20 protein-coding genes and 1 tRNA gene are annotated in these 23,634 nt (G+C 40.1%); 5 read left to right on the top strand and 16 right to left on the bottom strand.

Annotated elements, in window-relative coordinates:
* Positions 1-31: 31 nt before the first annotated feature.
* Complete coding sequence (locus tag AC6CH7_RS16860; protein WP_498263861.1) at positions 32-1,444, bottom strand: chloride channel protein; 1,413 nt, start codon at positions 1,442-1,444, stop codon at positions 32-34.
* A 231-nt stretch (positions 1,445-1,675) separates the two neighbouring features.
* Here AC6CH7_RS16860 and AC6CH7_RS16865 point away from each other — a divergent pair, with 231 nt between their 5' ends.
* Together AC6CH7_RS16865 and AC6CH7_RS16870 are read left to right on the top strand one after the other, a co-directional pair.
* Positions 1,676-2,431, top strand: coding sequence for a 4-hydroxy-tetrahydrodipicolinate reductase (locus AC6CH7_RS16865; RefSeq protein ID WP_498263862.1), 756 nt, complete (start codon positions 1,676-1,678; stop codon positions 2,429-2,431).
* Between the two features lie 535 nt (positions 2,432-2,966).
* The gene (locus AC6CH7_RS16870; RefSeq protein ID WP_498263863.1) at positions 2,967-3,755 is read left to right on the top strand and encodes a DKNYY domain-containing protein; all 789 of its coding nucleotides are present in this window, start codon (positions 2,967-2,969) and stop codon (positions 3,753-3,755) included.
* A 38-nt stretch (positions 3,756-3,793) separates the two neighbouring features.
* Here the strand turns inward: AC6CH7_RS16870 and AC6CH7_RS16875 are convergent, their stop codons facing one another.
* The 7 genes from AC6CH7_RS16875 to AC6CH7_RS16905 all read right to left on the bottom strand — a co-directional run bounded on the left by AC6CH7_RS16875 (position 3,794) and on the right by AC6CH7_RS16905 (position 7,856).
* Entirely contained in the window at positions 3,794-4,174 is a 381-nt protein-coding gene (locus AC6CH7_RS16875; protein ID WP_498263864.1) for a hypothetical protein, read from the bottom strand.
* A gap of 467 nt (positions 4,175-4,641) precedes the next feature.
* Positions 4,642-4,893, bottom strand: a complete 252-nt coding sequence (locus tag AC6CH7_RS16880; protein WP_498263865.1) for a hypothetical protein — start codon at positions 4,891-4,893, stop codon at positions 4,642-4,644.
* A 96-nt stretch (positions 4,894-4,989) separates the two neighbouring features.
* Positions 4,990-5,361, bottom strand: coding sequence for a type II toxin-antitoxin system VapC family toxin (locus tag AC6CH7_RS16885; protein WP_498263866.1), 372 nt, complete (start codon positions 5,359-5,361; stop codon positions 4,990-4,992).
* Positions 5,355-5,570, bottom strand: coding sequence for a hypothetical protein (locus AC6CH7_RS16890; RefSeq protein ID WP_498263867.1), 216 nt, complete (start codon positions 5,568-5,570; stop codon positions 5,355-5,357). Before AC6CH7_RS16890 ends, AC6CH7_RS16885 begins: the two co-directional genes overlap by 7 nt.
* A 98-nt stretch (positions 5,571-5,668) precedes the next feature.
* Positions 5,669-5,742, bottom strand: a tRNA-Asp gene (locus AC6CH7_RS16895).
* A 119-nt stretch (positions 5,743-5,861) separates the two neighbouring features.
* Positions 5,862-6,935, bottom strand: a complete 1,074-nt coding sequence (gene prfA, locus AC6CH7_RS16900; RefSeq protein ID WP_498263868.1) for a peptide chain release factor 1 — start codon at positions 6,933-6,935, stop codon at positions 5,862-5,864.
* 174 nt (positions 6,936-7,109) lie between these two features.
* Positions 7,110-7,856, bottom strand: a complete 747-nt coding sequence (locus tag AC6CH7_RS16905; RefSeq protein WP_498263869.1) for a UDP-2,3-diacylglucosamine diphosphatase — start codon at positions 7,854-7,856, stop codon at positions 7,110-7,112.
* 128 nt (positions 7,857-7,984) lie between these two features.
* Here AC6CH7_RS16905 and AC6CH7_RS16910 point away from each other — a divergent pair, with 128 nt between their 5' ends.
* Both AC6CH7_RS16910 and AC6CH7_RS16915 read left to right on the top strand, forming a co-directional pair.
* Positions 7,985-8,995, top strand: coding sequence for an NAD(P)/FAD-dependent oxidoreductase (locus tag AC6CH7_RS16910; protein ID WP_048908305.1), 1,011 nt, complete (start codon positions 7,985-7,987; stop codon positions 8,993-8,995).
* Positions 8,996-8,997: 2 nt separating this feature from the next.
* Positions 8,998-9,327, top strand: coding sequence for a 2Fe-2S iron-sulfur cluster-binding protein (locus AC6CH7_RS16915; RefSeq protein ID WP_068889978.1), 330 nt, complete (start codon positions 8,998-9,000; stop codon positions 9,325-9,327).
* A gap of 9 nt (positions 9,328-9,336) precedes the next feature.
* Here the strand turns inward: AC6CH7_RS16915 and AC6CH7_RS16920 are convergent, their stop codons facing one another.
* From AC6CH7_RS16920 to AC6CH7_RS16940, 5 genes are all read right to left on the bottom strand, one after another.
* On the bottom strand, positions 9,337-11,040 hold the full coding sequence (locus AC6CH7_RS16920; RefSeq protein WP_498263870.1) for a S41 family peptidase: 1,704 nt from the start codon (positions 11,038-11,040) through the stop codon (positions 9,337-9,339).
* Between the two features lie 119 nt (positions 11,041-11,159).
* Positions 11,160-11,375: a hypothetical protein gene (locus tag AC6CH7_RS16925; RefSeq protein ID WP_498263871.1), complete on the bottom strand. Its 216-nt coding sequence runs from the start codon at positions 11,373-11,375 to the stop codon at positions 11,160-11,162.
* Between the two features lie 94 nt (positions 11,376-11,469).
* Complete coding sequence (locus AC6CH7_RS16930) at positions 11,470-11,919, bottom strand: hypothetical protein (protein WP_498263872.1); 450 nt, start codon at positions 11,917-11,919, stop codon at positions 11,470-11,472.
* Between the two features lie 11 nt (positions 11,920-11,930).
* Positions 11,931-13,388, bottom strand: a complete 1,458-nt coding sequence (locus AC6CH7_RS16935; protein WP_498263873.1) for a SusD/RagB family nutrient-binding outer membrane lipoprotein — start codon at positions 13,386-13,388, stop codon at positions 11,931-11,933.
* A 9-nt stretch (positions 13,389-13,397) separates the two neighbouring features.
* Positions 13,398-16,445 (bottom strand): SusC/RagA family TonB-linked outer membrane protein, encoded by a 3,048-nt coding sequence (locus AC6CH7_RS16940; RefSeq protein ID WP_498263874.1) that lies wholly within the window; start codon positions 16,443-16,445, stop codon positions 13,398-13,400.
* A 245-nt stretch (positions 16,446-16,690) separates the two neighbouring features.
* Between AC6CH7_RS16940 and AC6CH7_RS16945 the strand changes: the two genes are divergently transcribed.
* Positions 16,691-17,437, top strand: a complete 747-nt coding sequence (locus AC6CH7_RS16945; protein ID WP_498263875.1) for a DeoR/GlpR family DNA-binding transcription regulator — start codon at positions 16,691-16,693, stop codon at positions 17,435-17,437.
* A 134-nt stretch (positions 17,438-17,571) separates the two neighbouring features.
* Here AC6CH7_RS16945 and AC6CH7_RS16950 read toward each other — a convergent pair whose 3' ends face one another.
* Genes AC6CH7_RS16950 through AC6CH7_RS16960 form a run of 3 tightly spaced genes read right to left on the bottom strand, consistent with a single transcriptional unit; the run spans position 17,572 to position 23,301 of the window.
* Positions 17,572-18,867 carry a RagB/SusD family nutrient uptake outer membrane protein gene (locus AC6CH7_RS16950; protein ID WP_498263876.1) on the bottom strand — a complete coding sequence of 432 codons (1,296 nt, stop codon included), beginning with the start codon at positions 18,865-18,867 and terminating at the stop codon, positions 17,572-17,574.
* A gap of 27 nt (positions 18,868-18,894) precedes the next feature.
* Positions 18,895-22,056, bottom strand: coding sequence for a SusC/RagA family TonB-linked outer membrane protein (locus AC6CH7_RS16955; protein WP_498263877.1), 3,162 nt, complete (start codon positions 22,054-22,056; stop codon positions 18,895-18,897).
* Between the two features lie 45 nt (positions 22,057-22,101).
* A complete protein-coding gene (locus tag AC6CH7_RS16960; RefSeq protein WP_498263878.1) occupies positions 22,102-23,301 on the bottom strand; it encodes an anhydro-N-acetylmuramic acid kinase in 1,200 nt (399 codons plus the stop codon).
* Between the last annotated feature and the right edge of the window lie 333 nt (positions 23,302-23,634).

Consider the following 23,634-nt stretch of genomic DNA (forward strand, 5'->3'; position numbering starts at 1 on the left):
AATTTATACAGGAAATCGCACGATCTGCCAATTAGGAGATTTCCGAATTACTTATTGTTTTCTTGGCTGTCATGCCCATTCTTTCCTCTTCTTCCAGTTCCTTCATATACTGCACCTTTAAGTGATCATACATTGAATGTTTATCAATTAACACAGAAACCAGGCTAGCAACCATACCCGCCAAAATGAGATGAAAGATCACATTATTCCTGTTTGTCATTTCAAGTACAAGAATCGCAGAAGTAAATGGAGATCGGGTCACGCCCGTTAAAAACCCGACCATCCCCGAAAGGATCAACAGATTGGTATTTGTCTCCGAAAGGGCTAGCCATCCGGAAACGGCCGACCCTACACCAGCACCGGCAGATAAGGCAGGGGCAAATATTCCTCCGGAGGCACCCGTAGTAAACGACAGCATCGGTCCAATGACTCTTAGCAATGGGGTGTACCACGCCGAATATTTATCTGGCCCAAAAAGTACTTTTTCCATCAAATTCTTACCGGAGCCCAATACTTCATAATCCATGAAAACGGCGATAAGTGCTAGCATCAAAGCGCATCCGGTAATGTAGAGAACATGCTGCCGGGCAAGTTTTAATCGTGACTTCCACCTCAAAACCATCAAAATAAGTTTAGACATTCCACTACCCAAAAGGCCAGAAATCACCGCAACCAGAACTACACCTAAAAAAATAAGCCCGGAAAGACGGCCTATTTTGGGATAACCCAGATAAAGATAAGGTCCAAGAATCCCCTGGGCAGTTAAACCGGCAATAATGACTGAAGAAAAAATAGCGGTCTTAAAATAACTAAAATGAGTTTTGGTCAACTCTTCTATGGCAAAAACAATTCCCCCTAAAGGAGTATTAAAAGCTGCAGCCAGTCCAGCTGCAGCCCCAGTAATAATCATATTACTTTTGGCCACTTTCGGCCACCATTCCGGCAAGGTTTGATTGATCTTTCTAAAAATAGAAGCAGCAATCTGAATGGTAGGGCCTTCCCTTCCAATGGCTCCTCCACCTATAGCCAATACCAGACTTGAAACCACTTTAACCAACGCAATCCTTAAACTTAACAACTGATTAACCCTACGGTCTGTTACCGGGCTCGAAATAGAGATAGCAGCCATTACCTGGGGAATGCCACTTCCTTTGGAATACGGCGCAAAACGGACGACTAGCCACCAGGCAAAGAGAAAACAAAGCGGTGTAAGTAAAAAAAGTAACCAAACCGACTGATGGTAAATATATTTTGTTAACTCCTCCGCCAACAAAAAAAGCTTTGTATATACCACCGCAATCAATCCCGTAATAATGGAAGCAATCCAGAAGGGAATTGCCTGTAACATGTTATGTTTAAGTTTTTCGTTCTTGATGCGGTCAAACGATCGTTTTAAATTGATTCTCAGTTTATTGACAAAGGCATTTAAAAAGGAATAACTCATAGAATTATAAAAGTAACGTTTTAAATTAACTGAGACAAATGAGGTCTTTGAATAAGTATCGCACATGAAAGCAATGGTTAAACAACTGGATAGATAAGGAATTTAAAGTCCTCTAACCGCTTTTAGAGGACACCCTTTTATCAAAAAAGCTAAAGAATTACGTAACAAATAAATAGCTAATGATCCCAAAGCGCAGGAAAATTATATTTTTACCCAATAACCAATTGGCATATGAAAATAAAAATAGGCTTAATGGGTTTTGGAAAAACGGGAAAAGCCGTAGCGGCAGTAATCCTGCAAAACCAGGAATTCTCACTCGAATGGGTCCTAAGGAGAACTACCATACTGGAAAACAGATCTGTACCTGAATTTCTTGGCCTGGAAAGTGAAGAGCCGGGACTCATTTATTCAACCGAACATATTGGCATCGATGAATTGCTGGATAAGCATCCAGTAGATATTATAGTAGACTTTTCCGCCCAGGATGGAATTTATGTATATGGAGAAAGTGCGGTTAAGCGCCAAATAAAAATCATTTCCGCCATTTCTCACTATACCCAAAAAGAACTCGATCTGCTCACCATACTATCACAAACAGCAACCGTATTCTGGTCTCCAAATATTACTCTGGGCGTAAACTATCTGCTGTTTTCCGCTAAATTCTTACAAAAGATAGCACCGGGAGTCGATATTGAAATCATTGAAGAACATTTCAAACAAAAAGAGGGGATTTCCGGCACAGCAGTAAAAATTGCGCATGCGCTTGATCTGGATGTCAACAGCATCAATTCGGTAAGGGCTGGTGGGATTGTTGGCAAACATGAGCTTATATTTGGATTCCCCTATCAAACCGTAAGACTAATTCATGAATCTATTTCAAGAGAAGCTTTCGGAAATGGCGCTATATTCATTGCAAAAAATCTGACCAACTTAGGTAAAGGCCTGTATAATTTCGAGGACATTCTCAGGCCATATTTTAGGCTATAACCTAGACTTTAATTCCTAGCGAATTCATTCCCGGGAGGTCATCATTTTAAAAATTATCAAATCCCATTGGCAGCATTAAGGCATTTCTGTTTTCAGCATTTCTTACGTCTTCCATTTATCATCTCGATATTATCTAAAAGCATTTAGTGGAATAAAACAGGCAGACAAGCCTTCAACATCCTGATAACATTGCCCGATCATCCGCCCGAATTCCACGAGAGCAAATTAAATCACAACCCAGCAAACTCTCGGATATTTATACAAGTAACAACGATGCTGGGAATTAGATATTCATAATTTCTTCAAAAGAAGATCCAGTCAGATGACCCTTGGTCACTTCTAAAACATGAATGTCTTGCCCAGATCGGCTAAAAGTGGCCTGGTAATTGAGACTGTTCTCTAGAAGAAACCAGGGGATAAATGACGGTTTCTCGAAACCAAACCAAGTAAAAGATTAGCTATTTTAAGACTGGAAGATCCAACCCAGAGTTTCCCAGTAAATGATTTTAACAGCGAAGATTTCTAACCAACGGCTATGTATATTTTGACCAAGCAAACCGATTTTAATGAACTCGATCCAAATACCTATTACTGGACAGATGGCAAAACTGTCTTCTTCAGGTCTAATGAAATAGAAAACGCAGACATCGATTCTTTCCGATTTTATACTGGTCCTTTCGCAAAAGACAAGGCGCATTGTTACCTTGGAAATGAAGTATTGGAAGACGCGGATCCAGAGTCCTTCGAAGGCATCAATCTGTCTTTCGCCAAAGACAGAAACCTAGTATGGTCTGCTTCTGGCAAACTAGATCCGGTAGATCCTACAACTTTTGAAGTCTGTGATTCCGGGAAATTTGTACTACCCTTGCCATCAGAAATGCAAAAGCAACGCTCCCCTCAGGAACTTAAACTTGCTTACGGATATGCCAAAGACAAAGACAGGGTATATTATTTTAGTGTTCGCGATGGATTCAGCATCATTCATGCGGCTGATCCCTCCTCCTTTGTCTCCTTGAACGACGGCTACTTTGGTTATGATGACTACCATGTATTCTGTCAGGCTGCAGAGATTGCCGGAGCAGATCCAAGACACTGGCAAAGATATGGATCCGGAATTTTCTATTCCCGGGGGCTGGAACAGGTATACTATCTTCACAGAAAACTCCAGCGTGCTGATATCGAAACTTTTGAGGTCGTCTATCCCCAAAACAATGCCAAAAGAATCCTGCGTTTAGCTCAGGATCAATACCGTCATTACTGGAATGGCATGGAAATTACAACGGAAGAGTTTGAAGCGCTTAGAAGTTCCCAGCAATCAAAATAATGAATTAGTAAAAACGCATATTAAATCTTAATTCAATATTATATACTTTTAAGGGCAACAACACCTCCCATGAATACAAGCAAACTAGCAAAGAAAACAACGAAACAAGCAATCCTATTTTTTTTTGTATTCAAAGAATGGGAAATAAATTCGTTATAGATTTTTTCACTTTTCCCGTTTTTAATGAAATTTCTATGGAATACAAAAAATAAGGCCGCACTGTATCCAAATCCATAAATTCTTAAAGTATTTAGTGGTAAAGGCGAAAAAAAGAAATGCTCTAAAACAGCATACAATAAAGCGGTAATAAAAAAGACCGTTGCCACCACCACCATTATGCTTCCAAACCAAGAAGTCGAACCCTCACCCTTTTTTTTATAATGGTGAAGAAATGCGAAATAATAAAATCTAACTAACATCGCTTATCCATCTGGTTAAGGTTAAATCTACGGATTATAAAACTACTTGGCTAAACAAACGGTTATCAAATATTGTTATCTAACCAAATTATAATTAGCGTGAATCATACTTATACCATCTCAGAAGAGGGCGATAACCTCATTGAGAATCAAATTAAAAAGAGCCTTGAATCTTTAATTGTTACCAGTATCATCTTTACAATAATATGTGGTGTTCATTTTTATTCTAGCCTCCCGTATTTACACGCCAGACCATTTTAACCGCATAAGCACCCAAACAGCGAGAAGCCGGATAAATTGTCAAGGACGGGCAGCGGGTTGCACCAGAGCCGCGGGCTGCCCGTCCTTGACGTTTTATTCCGGTGAGGGCTACCTTTGCGAATGTGGTGAAGATGGAATGCCAAGTAAGTGCACACCCGCAATTAAATGGACAAACCCTGATTGCGATCCCGTCTTTTACCGAGGTTTTAGTCCTTATCAATTTGCACCCTGTTTTCCCTGACCAGTTCTGGTAGCAAAATAAAAAAGCATCCCTGACTACCCTGAGTACTGGCAGTCGCAGACTCCTTCTCTGCAAGGAGGGTCAGTTCCTGTTCTGTCAGCACCACACGATTTACCTTCTTCATCTTATTGCGATGACCAAAAAAGGGATCATACGCAATCCAGCAATTGGCCAGACAAATGCGTATGACCTTGCCCAGATTCTTCAGGTGTTTCACCGCTGCATTGTTGGCGCAGCTACACTCCGTTCTTAAGTAGAAATAGAGGAATTTTAACTATTGTGCAGGAAATTTTTAATGCCAATAAGAAATGATCTAAAGAATCTCCAAACCCTTTATTCTTTTAAAATGCTTCTTATTAAGCGTAAGGATAGGTAATTCATATACTAGGCAAGTAGCGGCAATAAAAATGTCTCTAAATTCAATCATTTTATTGCTTTTTCTTAGTTCATGATAAATCTGGGCAGCCTTAATAGAAACAGAATCTGTGAATGATAATATTTGTAGATCTTCTGTTAATAGTTGTATATCGTTTTCCTTTTCACTAGTAGTTGCTCCCATATATAACTCATATAAAGAAACAGAGGAGATAAATAGTTCTGTATTTTCTGGAATCAGATAAAGGGACGTTTTAAGCTTATCTTTTGCTCTTAGATGTTCAATAAAGATACCTGTATCAATTACCATTGTTGCGGACTCAGATTTTCAAAAGATTTTCTACTGTCTTCGAAATTCTTCAAATCCTCGGCTGCCCACGTTGATACTTTAAGTAATTTTTTTCTGTAAGCAGATTCTTTAGTTAGGCTATTTTCCTGAATGGTTACGCCTAAACCTTTAAGTATTTGTTTAACCAAAGTACTTTTTTTATCGGGAATATTTATAGTTAGGGTTTCCATATAGCAAATATACTGAACATTTATATAAATCAAACTGAATAAGACACAAAAAAATACCTGTAATCTTAATGACTACAGGTATTCTAAATTTTACTAAGCGGACCGGACGGGACTCGAACCCGCGACCTCCGCCGTGACAGGGCGGCATTCTAACCAGCTGAACTACCGGTCCGTTTTCCCTATTTTCGTTTCGTTGTTTCGTTTCGGGATTGCAAATATAGCGCCTTTATTTAACTTTGCAACATTTATTTTAAAATAGTTATAACTCCTTAATTCTCTGAGAATTATTTTTTAGATCACAGATCCTTCTTTCATTTTCTCTGCATTCTCAGCAAATTGTAAAGCATCAATTAGCTCCTGAACACCGCCATCCATCACTCCACTTAGGTTATAAAGCGTTAAGCCGATGCGGTGATCCGTCACCCTTCCCTGCGGATAGTTGTACGTTCTGATCTTCGCTGAGCGGTCACCAGTCGAAACCATAGTCTTACGTCTGGCAGCAATATCACCGTTCTTCTTCTGCAACTCAATATCGTATAACTTACTACGAAGCATCTCCATTGCAATAACTCTATTACCCAACTGAGAACGCTCCTGCTGACAAACTACGACAATACCAGAAGGTCTATGCGTTAACTGAACCTTAGTTTCAACCTTATTTACGTTCTGTCCACCTGCACCACCAGATCTGGAGGTTTGCAAATCAATATCTGCTGGATTAATGTAAAGATCTATCTCCTCAGCTTCAGGCAAGACAGCTACTGAGGCTGCAGAGGTATGAACACGTCCCTGAGTTTCTGTATCCGGTACACGTTGAACCCTGTGTACTCCAGACTCATACTTTAACTGTCCATAAACATCTTCCCCGCTTACTTTCAAGATCACCTCTTTGTATCCACCAGCAGTACCTTCGGTTACATCTACTGTTTCTACCTTCCATCCCTTTTGTTCAAAGAAACGGCTATACATTCTATATAAGTCGCCGGCAAACAAAGCAGCTTCATCACCGCCAGTACCACCTCTAATCTCAAACACGGCATTCTTTGCATCCTCAGGGTCAACAGGAATAAGCATCAAGCGAACTTTCTCTTCTAATTCTTCCTGTTGTACAAGTAACAAATCAAGCTCTTCTTTAGCCATCTCACGCATCTCAGGATCTTTCTCGGTACTCAAGATCGCTTTATTTGCGTCAATGTTGCTCATTACATTCTTGTAGATTTTATACTCTTCTACAATTTTACCTAAATCTTTATACTCCTTATTTAAAGCTGCAAAACGCTTCATATCCTGCATGGTATCAGGATTACTTAACTGCTCCTCAACATCTTCCCAACGCAGTTTAATTGCTTCTAATTTCTCTAACATATTCTTTTATTTCAGAAACTTTATAATTGTACCGCTAGCAACAAATAACACAACCTGTTTGTTAACAGCATCTTTTATCCAGATAACGATTTTTTATTCGGGCAGCAAAAATACGGCTTTTTCAGTTAACGACACTATAAATTTTATTAAGATCAGCACGTTACAGAAAATACTCTATTCTTTTTCAAAATATTTAAGACTCAACGCATCGCCCTCAAAAACAGCATATGAATTATAGTTAATCCATTCGCCCAGGTTCACATACTTTGTCCCAGCACCCAAATCTAAATCTAAAGGTAAGTGCCGATGTCCAAAAACAAAAAAATCATAATGCTGTTTTACCATTTGCTCTTTAGCATATATGGCCAGCCATTCATTTTCAATGCCTTCAAAAACTTCCACTTTACTACTGGCTGCCCTGCTGCTTCTAGACCAACCGTTTGCTATTCCCATTCCAATTCTTGGCGGAACCATTGAAAAGAGCCAGCGACACACCGGACTTCTAAAGATTTTTCGCAACATCTTATATTTTCGGTCGCCAGGTCCTAATCCGTCACCATGATGTAAAAAGAACCTTTTCCCATTTCTTTCAATTACAAGTTCGTCACTTATAATTTCAATCCCCATTTCCTTTGTGAAATAGTCGTTAACCCACATATCATGGTTGCCCTTAAAAAAATAGACCTTAATCCCTGCGTCTGTCATAGCAGCCAGTTTCCCCTGCAGGCGAATAAACCCTTTAGGTACGACAGTACTATATTCAAACCAGAAATCAAAAACATCTCCCATCAGGAAAAGTTCGCTACATGTGGGCTCAATGGCGTTTAACCAACGAAGAATGCGATCTTCCCGCTTACGACTTTCAATAAAATCCGGAGAGCCTAAATGAAAATCAGAGGCAAAGTATATGTTCTTATTCATCAATAAAACAAAGATAAGTAAAATATTAGCTCAGTTTGTTGTCATAAGTTCTACGGAGTATCTAGATTATTTATAAATAGCATCGATATTATAACAAAAGTTTGTAAATTCGCACAAATTTTAAACACATGATTTCTACTGATATAGCCATAATTGGCGCCGGACCCGTAGGTTTATTTGCAATTTTTGAAGCAGGACTATTAAAAATGCGCTGCCATTTAATTGATTATTTACCGCAGGTGGGTGGTCAATTGTCTGAAATATATCCTAAAAAACCTATATACGACATCCCGGGCTACCCAACAGTATTGGCTCAGGAGCTTATAGATAACCTAATGGAGCAGGGAAAACCTTTCCATCCTGGTTTCACTTTAGGCGAGCGTATAGAAGGCTTAGAGAAACGTGGAGAAGGTGATTTTGTGCTTACTACAAACATGGGAACGATTATAGAATCTAAAGTTGTGGTAATTGCAGGAGGTTTAGGTTGCTTTGAGCCTCGTAAACCAGCTGTATCTGGTTTAGAACAATTCGAAAACGGAAGAGGTGTTAACTACATGATTCTTGATCCGGAGCAATACCGCGGTCAGAAAATGGTGATTGCAGGTGGTGGTGACTCTGCCCTTGACTGGACTATATTTTTAGCCGACATCGTAGATGAATTAACTTTGGTGCACCGCAGCGAAAGCTTCCGTGGCGCACCAGATTCAGTAAACAAAGTAATGGCATTAGCCGAAAGCGGTCGTATTAACCTTGTTTTAAACAGCAATCTAAACTCAGTATCTGGAAACGGAAAACTGGAAACCGTGGAGCTTATTCACAATAAGAGCCTTGAAACTACCGCAGTAGCTGCAGATCATTTAATTCCTTTATTCGGTTTAAGCCCTAAATTAGGCCCAATTGAGCAATGGAACTTAAATATCAACAAAAGTGCTATAGAAGTTAATACCGACGATTATTCAACAAACGTACCCGGCATTTATGCTATTGGCGATATCAATACTTACACTAACAAATTAAAACTGATCCTTTGTGGATTCCACGAAGCTGCTTTAATGAGCCATAGTGCATACCAATACATGAACCCAGGTGTTAAATACACCATGAAATACACCACTGTAAACGGCGTATCAGAATTTTAAACATGGAAGACAATAACATTACCCTACACGTACAAAACCCTGATGGCAGCTTAACTACTCTTGAAGCCCCTGTAGATATGGGATTAAGCTTAATGGAGTACCTTAAAGCCTGCGAATATGATATTCTTGCAACCTGCGGTGGCATGGCCTTATGTGCTACCTGCTGTGTAGATGTACTTGAAGGAGAAGAAAAGCTGAATGAAATGACTGATGACGAGTATGCAATGCTTGATACTTTACCGGACGTACTTCCAAACTCAAGACTTGCCTGCCAGCTTCAACTAAACCCTGCTATGGATGGTTTAGTTGTTAAGCTACATCATGCTGAATAAAAAAGGTCTTTAGTTTTCTGCTGTTGTTATTGCCGCAATCGTTTTGGTGGGGCTGCCTATAGTTTTATATTCACCCTCACCTTTTAATATAGCTAACATTTTAGTAGAACTACCTAATAGCGCTTTAGCTGCCTGAAGCTCTTTATCGTATTGGAATGCCTGAATAACCTTACCCTTCTCATAATAATAACGACTCACAATCTGCGTCTCTAAAACACGTTTTATTTCGGCTTTATAAGTGATAAGATCGGTTTTCTTAGCCCCAAGCATCTTATCCTTTAAATCATCCAGATCCGCCTTAACAACGCCCAATTTATTCTCTTTTTCGGCCTCGTCTCGCAAATCAGACAACAAGCGTTCAGTGCGCGAGGCATACGAGTAATCTTTACCATCTAATGAGGCTACAAATTGACTGTAATCGTTATCTGTCAATTGAAAGTTAGCAGCAGGAGCAATAGTTTTATTCTTCTTTTTATAGTCATTAGCATAATCAAAAAACAGATTCTTGCTCATAATAGACATGGTAATGGGGCTTGGTCTGCTCGAGTTCACTACCACATCAGGATAAACTCCGTTTCCATCGTAAACGCTCCTGCCCGCTGTGGTATTAAACTTATGAGATAGCGAATCTGCAAACTTCAGTGTTTTTCCATTTGAATCTTTATGCGCATAATCAAGGGCCTGAATGCAGCGGCCAGATGGCGTATAATACTTAGCCACCGTAACCTTCACCAGGCTATTATAAGGCAAATTAAAGGTCTGTTGCACCAATCCCTTACCAAAGCTTCGCTGGCCGACAATAATCGCTCTGTCGAGATCCTGCAATGATCCTGCAACAATCTCTGATGCCGAGGCTGAAGAACCCCCCACAAGCACTACCAATGGCATATTCAACAGCAAAGGCTCAGTCATGGTTTTATAAACAATGGTTTTTTGCGGATTCCTGCCCTTTTGTGTTACAACCAACACATCTCTATTTACAAAGAGGTTAACTATCTTAACTGCTTCCTGTAAAATACCTCCGCCATTATATCTTAAATCAAGGATCATTCCCCTTGGCTGCTGTTTATTTAATGCAATTGCAGCATCCTTTACCTCCTGAGCAGAATTTTCAAGAAACTTATCTAAACGGATGTAAGCAATATTATCTTCGGTCATACCCGAATAGGGCACATTAGGTTGCTTAATCTCATCACGCACCAACTTCTTAGTGATCACAGAACCGTCTCTGATAATCAACATATCAACTGCAGATCCCTTTGGACCACGCAACAACTGACTTATCTGATTCCGATCTTTCCCCTTTACCTCATTGCCATTTATCTTCACCAGCTGATCTCCAGGCTTTACATCCTGTTTATCTGCGGGATATCCTTCAACCACTTCATTTACAAACAACTTACCTTCAATAGAAACAGTGCTTGCACCAATACCGCCGTATTGTGTGCTCACATATTTTAATTTATAATCTTCAATTTCAGATTCCGGGATGTATTCAGTGTAAGGATCGAGATTCTCCAACATAGCATCAATGCTATTTCGCATCAGATCAGACGGATTGGTCTCCTCCACATAGTTGATGTTAATCTCTTTATACAGGGAAGCGAAAATGTCCAGATTTTTAGAAACCTGAAACAAGTCTTCTTTAAAAGACCATGTTAAAGAAGCGAAAGCTATAAGTGCAAAAACGGCAGCTAGTTTATATTGTTTCATCGTTCACCAATCTGTTTAATGGTAAACTTACAAATAAAATCACGTCAAAAAAATCCAATATTGGTTTTTAAATACAATTCAAAGCGTGGGAGTGCCTCCCATAAAGAAATAAAAGAAAGTTAAAGCCTGTTCCCGTCAGGATCAGCCAGGGCCTTTTTTATGGTAAATTCAACATATTCTCTGTCTCTTTTAACCAAATCCATAAGCTGCCCGACAAGTTGATCTTCTTGTCCCGGAGCAAAAGAAAGATTTACTTGCGCCAAATCACGATATTTTCTTAAAAATTTAATTTTAACCTTTTGCCAGGTTTCAGGAGTAAGAGTAAAACTTGCCATAAATAAATACTTTAGCGCAAAAGTATGAAAATAAGAGATATCTAAGCAATAAAAAATCCCCGGTCATACAACCGGGGACTAACCAGAGATTACATTATTGGATTTTTAAAGTCAGTGTAGCTTTTTTAGTGAGGGTATTCTTATTAACTACCTCTACTTCCATAACCACAGAAGTTCCTTTTGCTAAATCACCAGGAACCTGATAGCCAAGCAATAAGGAATCTGTCCGGCTAACTGTAGAATACGCTTTTTGATAAGGAGTTGTCGAAACAAGCGCCTGAGCATTGGCACCTACAGTTGATCTTAAATTGATTTTATCAATTTGATCATCAGACCAATATCTCAGGTCCAGCTGTACGCTAGCTCCTGCCGCTACATTGGTGGTTTGCGGAGACTTAACCGTAAATCCTGCCACAACAGGCACCTTTCCAATAATCGTGATGTTATCTTTTAGCCATTGGTCCGGATCATTCTTCTTGCATGCCGAAAACACTATCATGGCAGTAAGAGCAGCTATAAAGAGTTTTGATATTTTATTTTTCATATTCTTCAATATTAATTAAACAACCATAATTTCACAGCTTGATTGGCCACCTGAGGAACATTCGGATTTCTCCCCGGCTCATTATCCGCATATTTTGCACGCTGCACGTAGCTTGTGCCCAACAAATTTTTAAATGGCGGAACTAAACCAGGATATATGGTATTACTATATTGATATCTCCTCATATCTGTCCATGTTTCCATTTGCAGGAATAGCGCAATGTACTTTTGCAACATTACATCCGTAAGCGTTAAATTCGCAGCACCTTTACTGATCAGCGGATCATTAACGTATTTATTAATATCATCTGTTCCTACCCCTAACTTCTGCATGTTACCTTTAATTCCGTTTAAATATGCAGTATATGCTCCCTCTTTGTTGGTAGCAAATAATGCTTCGGCTCTAATAAACTGAACCTCGGCATATGTCAATATAGGCACAGGCGAGGTTCTTGCTCCATAAAAGGTTTTTTCAGTGATATCGCTATTAGCCAAATTAGCCCCTTGCTGAGTACTCAAGGCACCAACTGGTCTGCCGATATAGGTGGCTGCGCCAGCATTATCAAACAGCTTCGGCAACCTTGGATCAATAACCGCATTAAAATACCCCGTTCCATTCATTAAATTAACCATAAAATAAGAAGGGCGGTGTTGCTTTGAGGCAATAGCAGGCTGACCAAGGTTGGTATACCAAGGGCTGGGCTTATCCTGAGTATATTTTACCTGCAAATCGGCTGCTCCGGTAACATCATCAATAGCCAGGGCTGCATCATCAGCCGCTTTAAGCGCATTAGACGGGTCTTTAGTTGATAAATTGATATAATACCTGGCTCTTGCACCATATGCTGCCTTTTTCCAGCTGGCAATTACACCCTTAAAAGCCAGATCAGTAGCACCAACCTGTAATGCTGTATTTGTTGGAACTGGTTTATTTAAATCGGCTATTGCTCCGTCTAAAAGCTCTTTTAATGATACGGTGTATATATCTTGTTGTTTATCATACGTGGGGCTAGGAACCGAAGGTCCTTTAAAAGCCTCTTTGTATGGCAAATCGCCCCATAGATCTGTACACTGCATTAAATTTAAAGCAAGCAATAGCTTTCCAATGCCGGCATATTGAGGAGCCCCAGATACTTCTGACCTTTGGATAAGGTCCTTTAAATTAGGCATTGCATCCCTATAGGCAGATTCCCATATGTTATCAAAACCATACGGATTATACGAATCTATATTTGCTTCGTATGCATTAAATCCGGCAAGGTATTGCGGATAGGCATTACCATATTGGCCCGCATTAAAAAACGAAGTTGCCGTAAATTGAATTGTTGAGGCCAGCAAGCCCGAAATGGTTGCCTGCCCTGGCGTCAACCTCGATGGATCATCATTAATGTCCAGCTGTTTCTTACATGCTCCAAATATTACAGAAGCAGTGAGTAGTGCAACAAAAATTTTAAAACTTATATTTTTCATAACCGAATCTTAGAAATTAACATTTAAACCAAGAAATATACTTCTGGTAGTTGGCACGCCAGTACCTACATATCCAACAGAATTTGAACCTGCTCCATAAGCACTTGCTTCAGGATCAAACCCAATAAAAGGAGTGCTTAACCACAGGTTATTTGCCGTTGCAGAAATTGATGCCGACTTAATAAAACTTTTGTTCAGCCAGCTTTTTGGCAATTCGTATGACAAAGACACGTTCTGCAGCCTAATCCAGGAAGCATCCTGGAATCCATTGTTCTCAGGCGCCAGTTTATAAGGGAAACTGTTCGCATAAAAAAGCTGATCGATAACCACTTGCTTATCATTTGGCGCATATATTGGAGCCTCTGGTGTTCCTATGTTTTTCACTCCTTTAAATATTACCTGTGTGTCTCTGATTTGCGTTTCGGCACCTATACCAGTAGAAAATCTTTGTGTTTTAGGAATATCAAAAACATCACCACCTCTTCTAAAATTAAACATAAATGAGAAGGTTATTCCTTTATACGCTAAAGTACTTCCTAAACCGCCAGTCCAGTCCGGATAAGCATTACCAATCAGGTAATTATTAGACAACGGCTGAGGAATAATCGGATATCCATCAGTACCAATAACCAGCTGTCCGTTATACTCACTATTCTGATCTGTAACACGGGTATATGGCCATCCGTACCAATCGCCTGGTCTTCCACCAGTTTTTATAATTTGTTTAACCCAGGGACTCTCTGGGTTGAACTGGATTTCATTTACTCCCGGAGGCATAGAAAGTACCCTTCCTTTTGTGCGCGACCAGTTAGCGTTTACATCCCACTTAAAGTCGTCACTTTTAACAACGGTTGCCGTTAACAAAAACTCTAAAGATTTATTTCTAATTTTTCCCGCATTGGTTACAAAAATATCGTAGCCTGATGCATAACTAATAGGAACAGGTACAATCTGATCAATACTATTCAGAATTGCATAGTTTGCATCTAAAGTTAATCGGCTTTTAAAGAAATGAAACTCACCCCCTACCTCTAACCCTTTTGTTCTTTCAGGGCGTAAAGATTCAGAACCAATTTTAATATCACGTCTTACACCACTCACACCATCAAATGCGGCCAATGTAGAGTAATACTCACCTATCTGATAAGGATCAGCGTCTTTACCTACCTCTGCATATGAAAGCCTTAATTTACCGAAGTTAAATATGTCGTTCTGTTGCAAACCCAAAGTCTCCGTAAATACATACGATAAACTGGTTGATGGATAAAAGAATGAGCGATTACTCTGCGGTAAGGTCGATGACCAGTCATTTCTTCCTGTTACACTTAAGAAAACAGTATTGTCGTAACTCACATTTAAATCACCAAAGATACCTATGATATTCTTTTTACCCGGATAAGTTAAAGTAGTGTATACGTTATAGTTATTAATACTCTCTACATTAGGAACAACCGCCTGAGCGCCATTAAGAGATAGGTTAGTCCTGTTAATATGGGTATATGAATGACCTAATAAGAAATTCACAAACCATTTCTCGCCAAACTGCTTGCTTGCCCTGGCATAGAAATTAGAGTTAACTTCGCTATAGCTAATCCTTTGCTCGGTCATAGATCCCAGTGTACTGATTAACAAGCCTTTTTCATTATAAATCTGTCTGAAATCGGTATAGTTGTCAATACCGGCTTTGTAGTTAAAGGTTAACCAGTCGTTTGCTTTAAACTCAGCTCCCAAATTTCCTATTACCCTGTTTACGTTATCCTTTAAAAAAGCATTTTCAGTAAAATAGAATGGATTTTGAATAGAGGCATTATATGTTTTTTCAGTTCCATCCGGATTTAGGTAATCTGCAGGGTCAACTGTATTGGTATGGCGCATCAAATAAAATATCGTACCCGAGGTGATACCAGTACGAGGATTTTTACCGCCAGAATTAATATAATTTGCAGATCCTTCAAATTTGAATTTTTCTGAGGCCTTTAATGTTCCCGAAAGTCTAATGGATGTTTTTCCATAATCAGAATTTGGCACAACTCCCTTTTGTTCTGAGTTCGAAATTGAAGTAAAATAAGTCGCATTATCATTTCCTCCGCTAAAAGTAAAGGAGTTCTGTGTTTGATGTCCCGTTTTAAAGAACACATCGTAAGGGTTATAAACAGGGACACCGCTTTCAATTTTAGGTCCCCAGCTGTTTACACTAGGCACATATGCTCCTCCGTTGCCATTACCATAGGTTGTTTGTATCGGAGGTGTTTTTGTGACCTGGTCAAAACTAACAGAACTTTTAAAACTAAAGCTGGGTTTACCAGACTTACCCGATTTAGTGGTAATGATGATGGCACCATTGGCAGCCCTTAAACCATACAATACAGAGGCAGCGGGGCCCTTAAGGATGGTCATTGTTTCAATATCCTCGGGATTTATATCGCCGGCACGGTTGGGATTTTGAAAGTTATCACTGTTTATACCAATTAAATCAGTACTGTTGGAAATGGGAATACCATCAACAACAAACAAGGGCTGATTATCGGCCGAAGGGTTCAAAGAGTTAATCCCCCTGATCTGAACTCTAGTGCCTGAACCTGCAGCACCACCTGCGCTTGTAATTTGAACGCCAGATGCTTTTCCTTTTAATGCATTTAGTACGTTAGACTGGTTGGTATTTGTAATATCCGCAGCGTCAATACCCTGAGTTGCATACCCTAAGGATCTTTTTTGTTGTTTAATACCCAGGGCGGTAACCACAACTTCGCTTAGTGCTTTTGAGTCTGGAGCCATAGCCACATCCAGTGTTGTGGTGTTGCCCACTGTTTTTTCCTGCGTGACCATACTCACATAAGAAAAAACCAGCACATCATTTGTGTTGGCTTTAATGCTGTACCCCCCGTTATTATCGGTTTGAACAACAGCAGACGTTCCTTTAATTTTTACGGAAACGCCAGGGATGGAAGATCCATCCTCAGTTGAGGTGACTTTACCTGTAATCGTTTTTTGCTGGGCAAATGTTTGGGAAATTAGCAAAAAACCAACTGTAATAAACAGAAGTAGTTTTTTTTTCATGAACGATAGTTTGGTTAATAAATTTTAGTTCTCGTTTGGCTATTTGCGGGGAAATACGGTTTTTCAAAACACGCAATTACACGCAAAAAATCAAAACCCTAGTAAATATCATAAATGTTTTTCACTTATTTACAAAATAAACAACTATTTCATTCTTGTTACACAAACCAATATTGCACAAACCTGCATAAACCCGCATTAAATTATTATTTGTTTTTTATTTACTTTAGCCAAAAATTAAACCGATGCTGAAAAAAGAAAGACATGATTTTGTGATGAAGCAAATCAATTTGCACAATCGCGTTCTTACCTCAGACCTTGTTCAGTTGTTGAATGTTTCTGAGGATACCATCAGGCGCGACCTCCAGGAATTGTCAGATAACAATAAGCTGTTCAAGGTTCACGGCGGCGCCCTGTCAAAATCTTATCAATCTTCGTTTGACGACAGTTCAGTATATGCTAAAGACGCAAAGATTAGCATTGCCAAAAAGGCCATCTCCCTGATAAAAGACGGAATGGTTATTTTAACCGGTGGTGGAACAACTATCATTGAAGTAGCCAAGCTCCTTCCAGAAAATCTGCATGCTACGTTTTTTACCATCAGTCCTTTTGTGGCCATAGAACTCGCCAAGTATGCAAGAGTTGAAGTAATTCTCATTGGAGGGTTATTCTCTAAGAATTCCCAGGTAACTTATGGTGGCCATGTCATCAATCAGCTTTCAGAAATCAATGCCGATCTTTGTCTTCTAGGCACTAGTGCCATACACCCTCAGGATGGACTGACGGATACCGACTGGGAAATTAACCAACTTAAAAAAGCCATGTTCAGTTCTTCAAAGCGAGCCGCAATTTTATGTATTTCAGAAAAACTGGACACCTCCCTGAGGTTAAAGGTCGCTTCATTGGAGAATATAGATTACCTCATCACTGAACTTGATTCCGGAGCACCGGAGCTCGATTCCTATAGGGTAAAAACCTTACAGATACTTTAATCTCAGAGCCTACAAAGAAAGCATACGCTAAACATAATCATTTTGAGCATTTTTATAATGGAGATCGCCTTTTGTCAAAAAAAATTGCGGTATCCAGGTTTCTGGATGCCGCAATTTTATCAACCCCTGTTAAGTTAAAACGTCGGATCTGTCGGGGTATTCGGATTATTATCCCTTTCGGTAAACGGATATGGGAAAAAGTTTCTTTTCCTGTCTGCATTTGGTAAACTAAACCTGCGCATATCCTCTAACTTCAGCCCTGACAAATACAATTCAATACTGCGGTGTTTATAGATCAATGGCAAAATCTGCGTCTGGGTCATTGGGCCGGCAATCGGAGGCAATGCTGCACCAACCCCAAAAGGATCACTGGCAGGTGTTTTTGTAACCACTTTATTCAATTCAGCCAAAGCATTCACCAGGTCTGGAACTTGTTGGCGGGCATAAACCTCCGCCTTGATCAGTATGATCTCACCTGGCAGATAAACCGGAATAGCAGTAGTACTCGTTAAGCCAAAGCCAGCTAAACGAGCGGTTGGTGCTGTAGCGTTAGGTACGGTATAAAATGCGAGTCGCTTATCTGCTGCATCTGGCGTATAGACGCCTGTTAATCCTAGATTTGCATTTGTTGGCTGGAATACGTTATTGGTGGAGGTTGCTATCTCAAATATGGGATTTAAGGTCTGAGCGTCAAAATTGAAAGTCGATTTCTTAGTCAGGTCAACATTGTTCGCTGCAACCAGAGCCAATGGGTAATTTCCGGCAAAAAGTGCATACCTCGCCTTTAGCGCATTTAGTGAATTCGGGATATCAATCCCTGCTGGCACTTTACTCATAAAATCCGTGCTGATGCCATTAGCCGAAATTACAGAAAGAGCATTATCTATTACCGTTATCGCCTTATTAAAGCCCTCTGTCCGGGTTACGAATGTAACATTCTGTCCAATTCCAGAGGGTACATTTTCCCAATATTGCGACAAATTACCTAACGCCAATGCTTTAAATATACTGGCATATGCGATAAGTCCGGAGGCATAATTCTTATCGCCTAAATTTGCGGCGTTGTTAATTACATTATCAGCATCATAAATGATCTTGTTACTGTATGTCCAAAGGTTTGTTAGGATGTTATTTGTTCCATCTACACTATTGCCGCCGGTAAACAGCTGTAATTCGGGTATATTCCCTGAATTCATCAGTATAATTTCATTAGTTACAAATCCAACACTAGACACTGAATTGAAATATACTCCGAGACGACCTACTGTATAGACCCTTTGCAGGCCGACACTTACCCCCGTTAATCCCTTGGCCGTTGTCAATACATCATCAGCATTTGCTCCTGCCGGGTTTCTATACTCTTTTTTACAAGAAGATATTATAATCAGAACCATTAAGGCACATGTTACTTTATTTATATAATTTTTCATCAGAATATGTTTTTGTCCTTAATTAAATTAAAATTTAGCTCGTACACCTAAACTGAAAGTTCTGGGAATCGGCACAGCGCCAAAATCAATATTTCGCAGAATTGTCGATTGTCCTCCCGAATTTAATTCAGGATCATATCCCTTGTAATTATCCCAGGAAATCAGGTTCCTTCCACTTAGATTGATCGTCAGATCCTGCACAAACTTTACCTTGCCCACATTATAGCTTAAAGATATCTCCCTTAGCTTCACATAAGAACCATCATCTATCCTCCATTCTTCTGTAGCGTATACTCCCGCTACATAGCCTCTTGGTAAAAGGCCCAGTTGTTCCTGCTCGGCAACCTTTCCATTACCCACGCCCTGACGTGTGCGCCAATCGGCATTCCATACGTCAGCACCCCGTGAAGCATCCAGCTGAATGTGTAGCCCAAGCTTTTTATAAGCAAAATCATTTACAAAGGATGCGGTAAAATCCGGATTCGGATCTCCGACTACTTTACGTAGAGTAGTTCCGGTAGGTAACCCATTTGCATCTCTTTGAGGGGTAAATGTTGTTGTAGAATTTTGAATACCACGCTCGAGCTGTGGAATTCCAGCAGCATTAGTTAACAGGCTTCCATCGGATTTTCGGGCAAAGAAAGTACCGTAGAATACACCGGTAGGTTGTCCGTCAATGATAGCAACCGGAGCACCTGGATTTGTTGAGATCAGCTGCAAAGCTCCCGTGCCTTCTGCCTTATTTCTATTTCTGTTAAAGATAAAGGAAGTATTCCATTTAAAATCCTTTCCCGCCACAGGCATGCCTGTTAGCATCACCTCTATACCTTTGTTTTTGAGTGTGCCATTGTTCTGCAATAAACTCGTGAAGCCCGTTGTGGGAGCAATAACAACGGGAAGCAAAAGGTCAGAAACTTTTTTAGTGTACCAGTTAAACACCAGGCCAAGTCTGTTTTTAAAGAAGGAAAGATCTGTACCTACTTCTATTTCTGTTTGTCTTTCAGGAGATATCGCCACATTAGCCAATTGGATTTTGGACGCAAGAGCTGTTTTACCTAAATAAGAAGAAGATAAATACTCATTAAAACGTGCATAAGGGAGAATCCCGGTTAAATTACCTGACTCACCATAAGCGGCTCTTACCTTAAAAGTATCCCACCAGTCAGAAACCCCAAGGCCACCCCAATACTCGGCAGATGAAAGCACATAACTTACGTTACCTTTTAAATAGGCTTTAGTTCTATTGCTTTCACCGAAAACAGTCGATTGATCAACCCGAATAGCACCAGTTAAAAACAGGTGGTCTTTGTACTTAAAGTTCTGTTGAAGATATGCTCCACTGATAGCCTGTTGCAATCGATCGTCGTTGCCTGGTAGAATGGTACTTGCTCCGTTCACACTTTCCACGAATGGCGCAAGCCCCCTTCCATTTGATAGCAAATAGTTGTTTTTTTCATATTGATAAGAACCCCCCAGTTGCGTAGTTGACAATAGCAAATCACTTAATTTTGCATCATAAGTAAAGTTCAACTCATGGTTGAACAACGTAGATGTTGCATTGGCTGCGCTCGCGTAACCATTCAGACTAGGATCCAGCGTAGGTCCACCTCCATAAAAACCAGTACTTACATTATACGCAAAAGGTGGAATAAAGGTCGTTCCGTTTTGTATGGTATTATCTACCCCAATTGTATAATCAACAGTGAGGTTCTTAACAGGATTCAATACCAACTTTGCATTTGCAATTACACGGTTAACTGTTTGACGTTGCTTAATGTCTTCAATTACCGATACCGGATTTACTCTTCCCCGCTCGCCTACTGCTTTTAAATTACCAAGCGCATCTCTGGTAAATAAATCGTGAAAGTTCCCGATAATGGTTACTGAGTTCATCGGTGAGAAAAATGAGTTGCCATCCGGTTTTTCGTTTGCATCACTGTGAATGTAATTGAATCCTGCGCTAACTTTTGCCCAGTCATTAATTTTCTGATCCAGATTTGCCCTCATATTATATCTTTTGAAGTCAGTATTTTTAATAATTCCCTGATTAGAAAAATAACCTACAGAGGTATAAAACTTGGTGTTATCGCTGCCCCCAGCAAGAGAAACTGTATTATCAGTACCAATAGCCGATTGAAAAATATAATCCTGATAATTATATCGTGTTACTGGTGTAGTATTTGTCAGCAATGCGGGGGGTGTACCCACCGTTTGAATCACGTCTTGTGTAAATGAGTCCACAGACCCGCCAAATTTAACCGGAGATTGATTGACTTCTACTTGTTTACGCAAATGACTGGTAGTAAAACTTGACGATAGGGTCACAACAGTTTTGCCGCTCACTCCCCTTTTTGTAAATATTTGGATAACCCCCGCATTTGCTCTTGAACCATAAATGGCAGCGGCTGCTGCCCCATTTAAGACTTCGATACGTTCGATATCATTAGGATTGATATCAACCATTCTGTTCTGACCAATTGCCCCGACAAAATTACCGTTGCCACCGACACCGCTGCCACCGCCATCATAGTTGGCCGAGGTATTGGTCACACGAGCGGTGGAATTATTTACAATAACCCCATCAACGATGTAAAGCGGGTCAGATCCGGAGCTGATAGAACTCACCCCTCTTAACCTAACCGACATCCCTCCTGCCGGATCGCCGGAATTCTGGCTGATCTGCGCTCCCGGAGTTTTGCCCTGCAAGGAAGAGAGCACATTTCCACTTGGAGATTTTAACAAATCATCCCCCTTCACTGAACTTACGTAACTGCCCATTTGCTTTCGTGTGGTACCCTGCGAGGTTCCGGTAACGATCACCTCGTCCAAACCAATATTGTCTGCAGTAAGCTCTCCATTAACAACTACCTGAGTGCTGGCACCCAGTTGCACCGTTTTGGTCTGGGTTTTAAAACCAATGGAAGAAAACACCACCTGATATGTCCCTGCATTTAAACTTGCAGGCAGGCTAAATTTTCCATCTCCATTAGTTGCGACCGCAAAATTTGTATTTTGCACTTTAACCACTACCCCGGGTATGCCTGCATCTGAAGGACCTTCTGTAACACGCCCGCTTAAAGTGTATTGTTTAGTCTGTGCATTTACAGTATTTGCAAGCATCAGAAATAAAAACGGCACCCATAAAACAAGCCTGTTTACTGGATGCCCAATAGCGTAAAGTATTCTCATATATTAAGGTTTAATTACCTAAATATACCTTTTAAGCAAACATAATCAAAAGGGTAGGCAGATCTTACCCATTGTTGTGGAAGGAACTCCCTCACGGCTGCCAAAATTTACAGAACCGCCCACTAGAGTTTCATTGGCCAGCAAAGCGAACAACACTGCTTCCTTAGCATCCGGATTTATTTGTAGGTCTGCTGTTGTATAAAACCTGGCATTGGGCAATCCGTCTTTAAGTTGCTTTACAAGCAATGGGTTATGCATACCACCCCCACTCATATATATTGATGGTTTTTTATTGTCGCCAAAGCACTTTTCAATGGCATGAACGATAACCTGAGCAGTAAAGCTGCATAAAGTTGCCATTACATCTTCATTATTAAGGCTACTTGTTTTTGATCGCTCCTGTGCAGCCTTTAAATACTTCAGATTAAACAATTCTGGTCCGGTTGTTTTGGGGAACTGCGCAGTTAAAAAATCTGACTGCATTAATTCCTTAAGCAATGCAGCACTTACCACACCCGCTGTAGCTATCGAACCATTTTGATCAAAATATAGTCCTTCGTAATGATTCTGAACAAATTGGTCCATTAAGGTATTCCCAGGGCCAACATCTGTAGAAAACACCTTCACCGCATCATTATCCGCTGGCAAATAAGTAAAATTGGCTATCCCTCCTATATTTAGCATCACCCGATCCTCGCCCTTTTCAGAAAACAGCAGATAATCGCCGTATACGGCAAGGGGTGCGCCTTCACCACCAGCGGCAATATGCTTTTGCCTAAAATCACATATGGTAACGATGCCTGTTTTTACGGCAATGTGATCCCCATCTCCTATTTGCAGCGTGCCATTCGGATAATTAGACAACTTATGCAAAGAAGCCGGCGCATGAAAAATGGTTTGCCCATGACTTGCGATTGCATCAACATCCTCAGGATTTAATCCCCATGATTTAATAGCCTGCAAAATCATCTCTGCATGGATCATTCCTATTTTTTCGTTCATTAAGCAAACCATTTGCAGGTCTGCATCTTTTCTGGAAAATATAGCTTTAACCTCTGCTTTGAAAGCATTAGAATAAGGAACCGTTTTAAAATTCTTAACCTTAACCTTAGTTGCGGCTCCATTTCCGCTAATACTGCAAAGGGCAATATCCAATCCATCAAGCGAAGTACCCGACATTAATCCGATTATTAATCTTTCTTTTTTCTCAATGGCATGAAAAAATCTGGTCCAGTTAGCATTCATAGTTAGAATTTTGTATCCGCAAGATATTAAATCCTCACATGATTCACACTCCATTCACAATTTCTTCACAAAAAGGCACCTGTTTGTGGGTTTGCGATGAACAAGCTCCGAGCAATCCTCGAAGAAACGCCAAATCAAATAAAAAAATATTTCAGGCTTGCTATTTTCAAAAACACCGTTTACTCAACATCTCAAACGATTGTGTAAAATACAATCCGTAATAGCAACCCGTTAACGACCTGAATTTAGCCTTTTTACCAAATTAAAATTCTTGTTATACTCAATAGAGTCGCTATATTTACTGCTCCGTACAAACTTTAAGAACAAAAATAA

The organism is Pedobacter sp. GQ55 (assembly GCF_059758925.1).

Bases quoted from the DNA above. Each gene is read 5' to 3' on its own strand.
- AC6CH7_RS16860 (WP_498263861.1), bottom strand. From the start codon at position 1,444: ATGAGTTATTCCTTTTTAAATGCCTTTGTCAATAAACTGAGAATCAAT.
- AC6CH7_RS16865 (WP_498263862.1), top strand. From the start codon at position 1,676: ATGAAAATAAAAATAGGCTTAATGGGTTTTGGAAAAACGGGAAAAGCC.
- AC6CH7_RS16870 (WP_498263863.1), top strand. From the start codon at position 2,967: ATGTATATTTTGACCAAGCAAACCGATTTTAATGAACTCGATCCAAAT.
- AC6CH7_RS16875 (WP_498263864.1), bottom strand. From the start codon at position 4,174: ATGTTAGTTAGATTTTATTATTTCGCATTTCTTCACCATTATAAAAAA.
- AC6CH7_RS16885 (WP_498263866.1), bottom strand. From the start codon at position 5,361: ATGGTAATTGATACAGGTATCTTTATTGAACATCTAAGAGCAAAAGAT.
- AC6CH7_RS16890 (WP_498263867.1), bottom strand. From the start codon at position 5,570: ATGGAAACCCTAACTATAAATATTCCCGATAAAAAAAGTACTTTGGTT.
- prfA (WP_498263868.1), bottom strand. From the start codon at position 6,935: ATGTTAGAGAAATTAGAAGCAATTAAACTGCGTTGGGAAGATGTTGAG.
- AC6CH7_RS16905 (WP_498263869.1), bottom strand. From the start codon at position 7,856: ATGAATAAGAACATATACTTTGCCTCTGATTTTCATTTAGGCTCTCCG.
- AC6CH7_RS16910 (WP_048908305.1), top strand. From the start codon at position 7,985: ATGATTTCTACTGATATAGCCATAATTGGCGCCGGACCCGTAGGTTTA.
- AC6CH7_RS16915 (WP_068889978.1), top strand. From the start codon at position 8,998: ATGGAAGACAATAACATTACCCTACACGTACAAAACCCTGATGGCAGC.
- AC6CH7_RS16920 (WP_498263870.1), bottom strand. From the start codon at position 11,040: ATGAAACAATATAAACTAGCTGCCGTTTTTGCACTTATAGCTTTCGCT.
- AC6CH7_RS16925 (WP_498263871.1), bottom strand. From the start codon at position 11,375: ATGGCAAGTTTTACTCTTACTCCTGAAACCTGGCAAAAGGTTAAAATT.
- AC6CH7_RS16930 (WP_498263872.1), bottom strand. From the start codon at position 11,919: ATGAAAAATAAAATATCAAAACTCTTTATAGCTGCTCTTACTGCCATG.
- AC6CH7_RS16935 (WP_498263873.1), bottom strand. From the start codon at position 13,388: ATGAAAAATATAAGTTTTAAAATTTTTGTTGCACTACTCACTGCTTCT.
- AC6CH7_RS16940 (WP_498263874.1), bottom strand. From the start codon at position 16,445: ATGAAAAAAAAACTACTTCTGTTTATTACAGTTGGTTTTTTGCTAATT.
- AC6CH7_RS16945 (WP_498263875.1), top strand. From the start codon at position 16,691: ATGCTGAAAAAAGAAAGACATGATTTTGTGATGAAGCAAATCAATTTG.
- AC6CH7_RS16950 (WP_498263876.1), bottom strand. From the start codon at position 18,867: ATGAAAAATTATATAAATAAAGTAACATGTGCCTTAATGGTTCTGATT.
- AC6CH7_RS16955 (WP_498263877.1), bottom strand. From the start codon at position 22,056: ATGAGAATACTTTACGCTATTGGGCATCCAGTAAACAGGCTTGTTTTA.
- AC6CH7_RS16960 (WP_498263878.1), bottom strand. From the start codon at position 23,301: ATGAATGCTAACTGGACCAGATTTTTTCATGCCATTGAGAAAAAAGAA.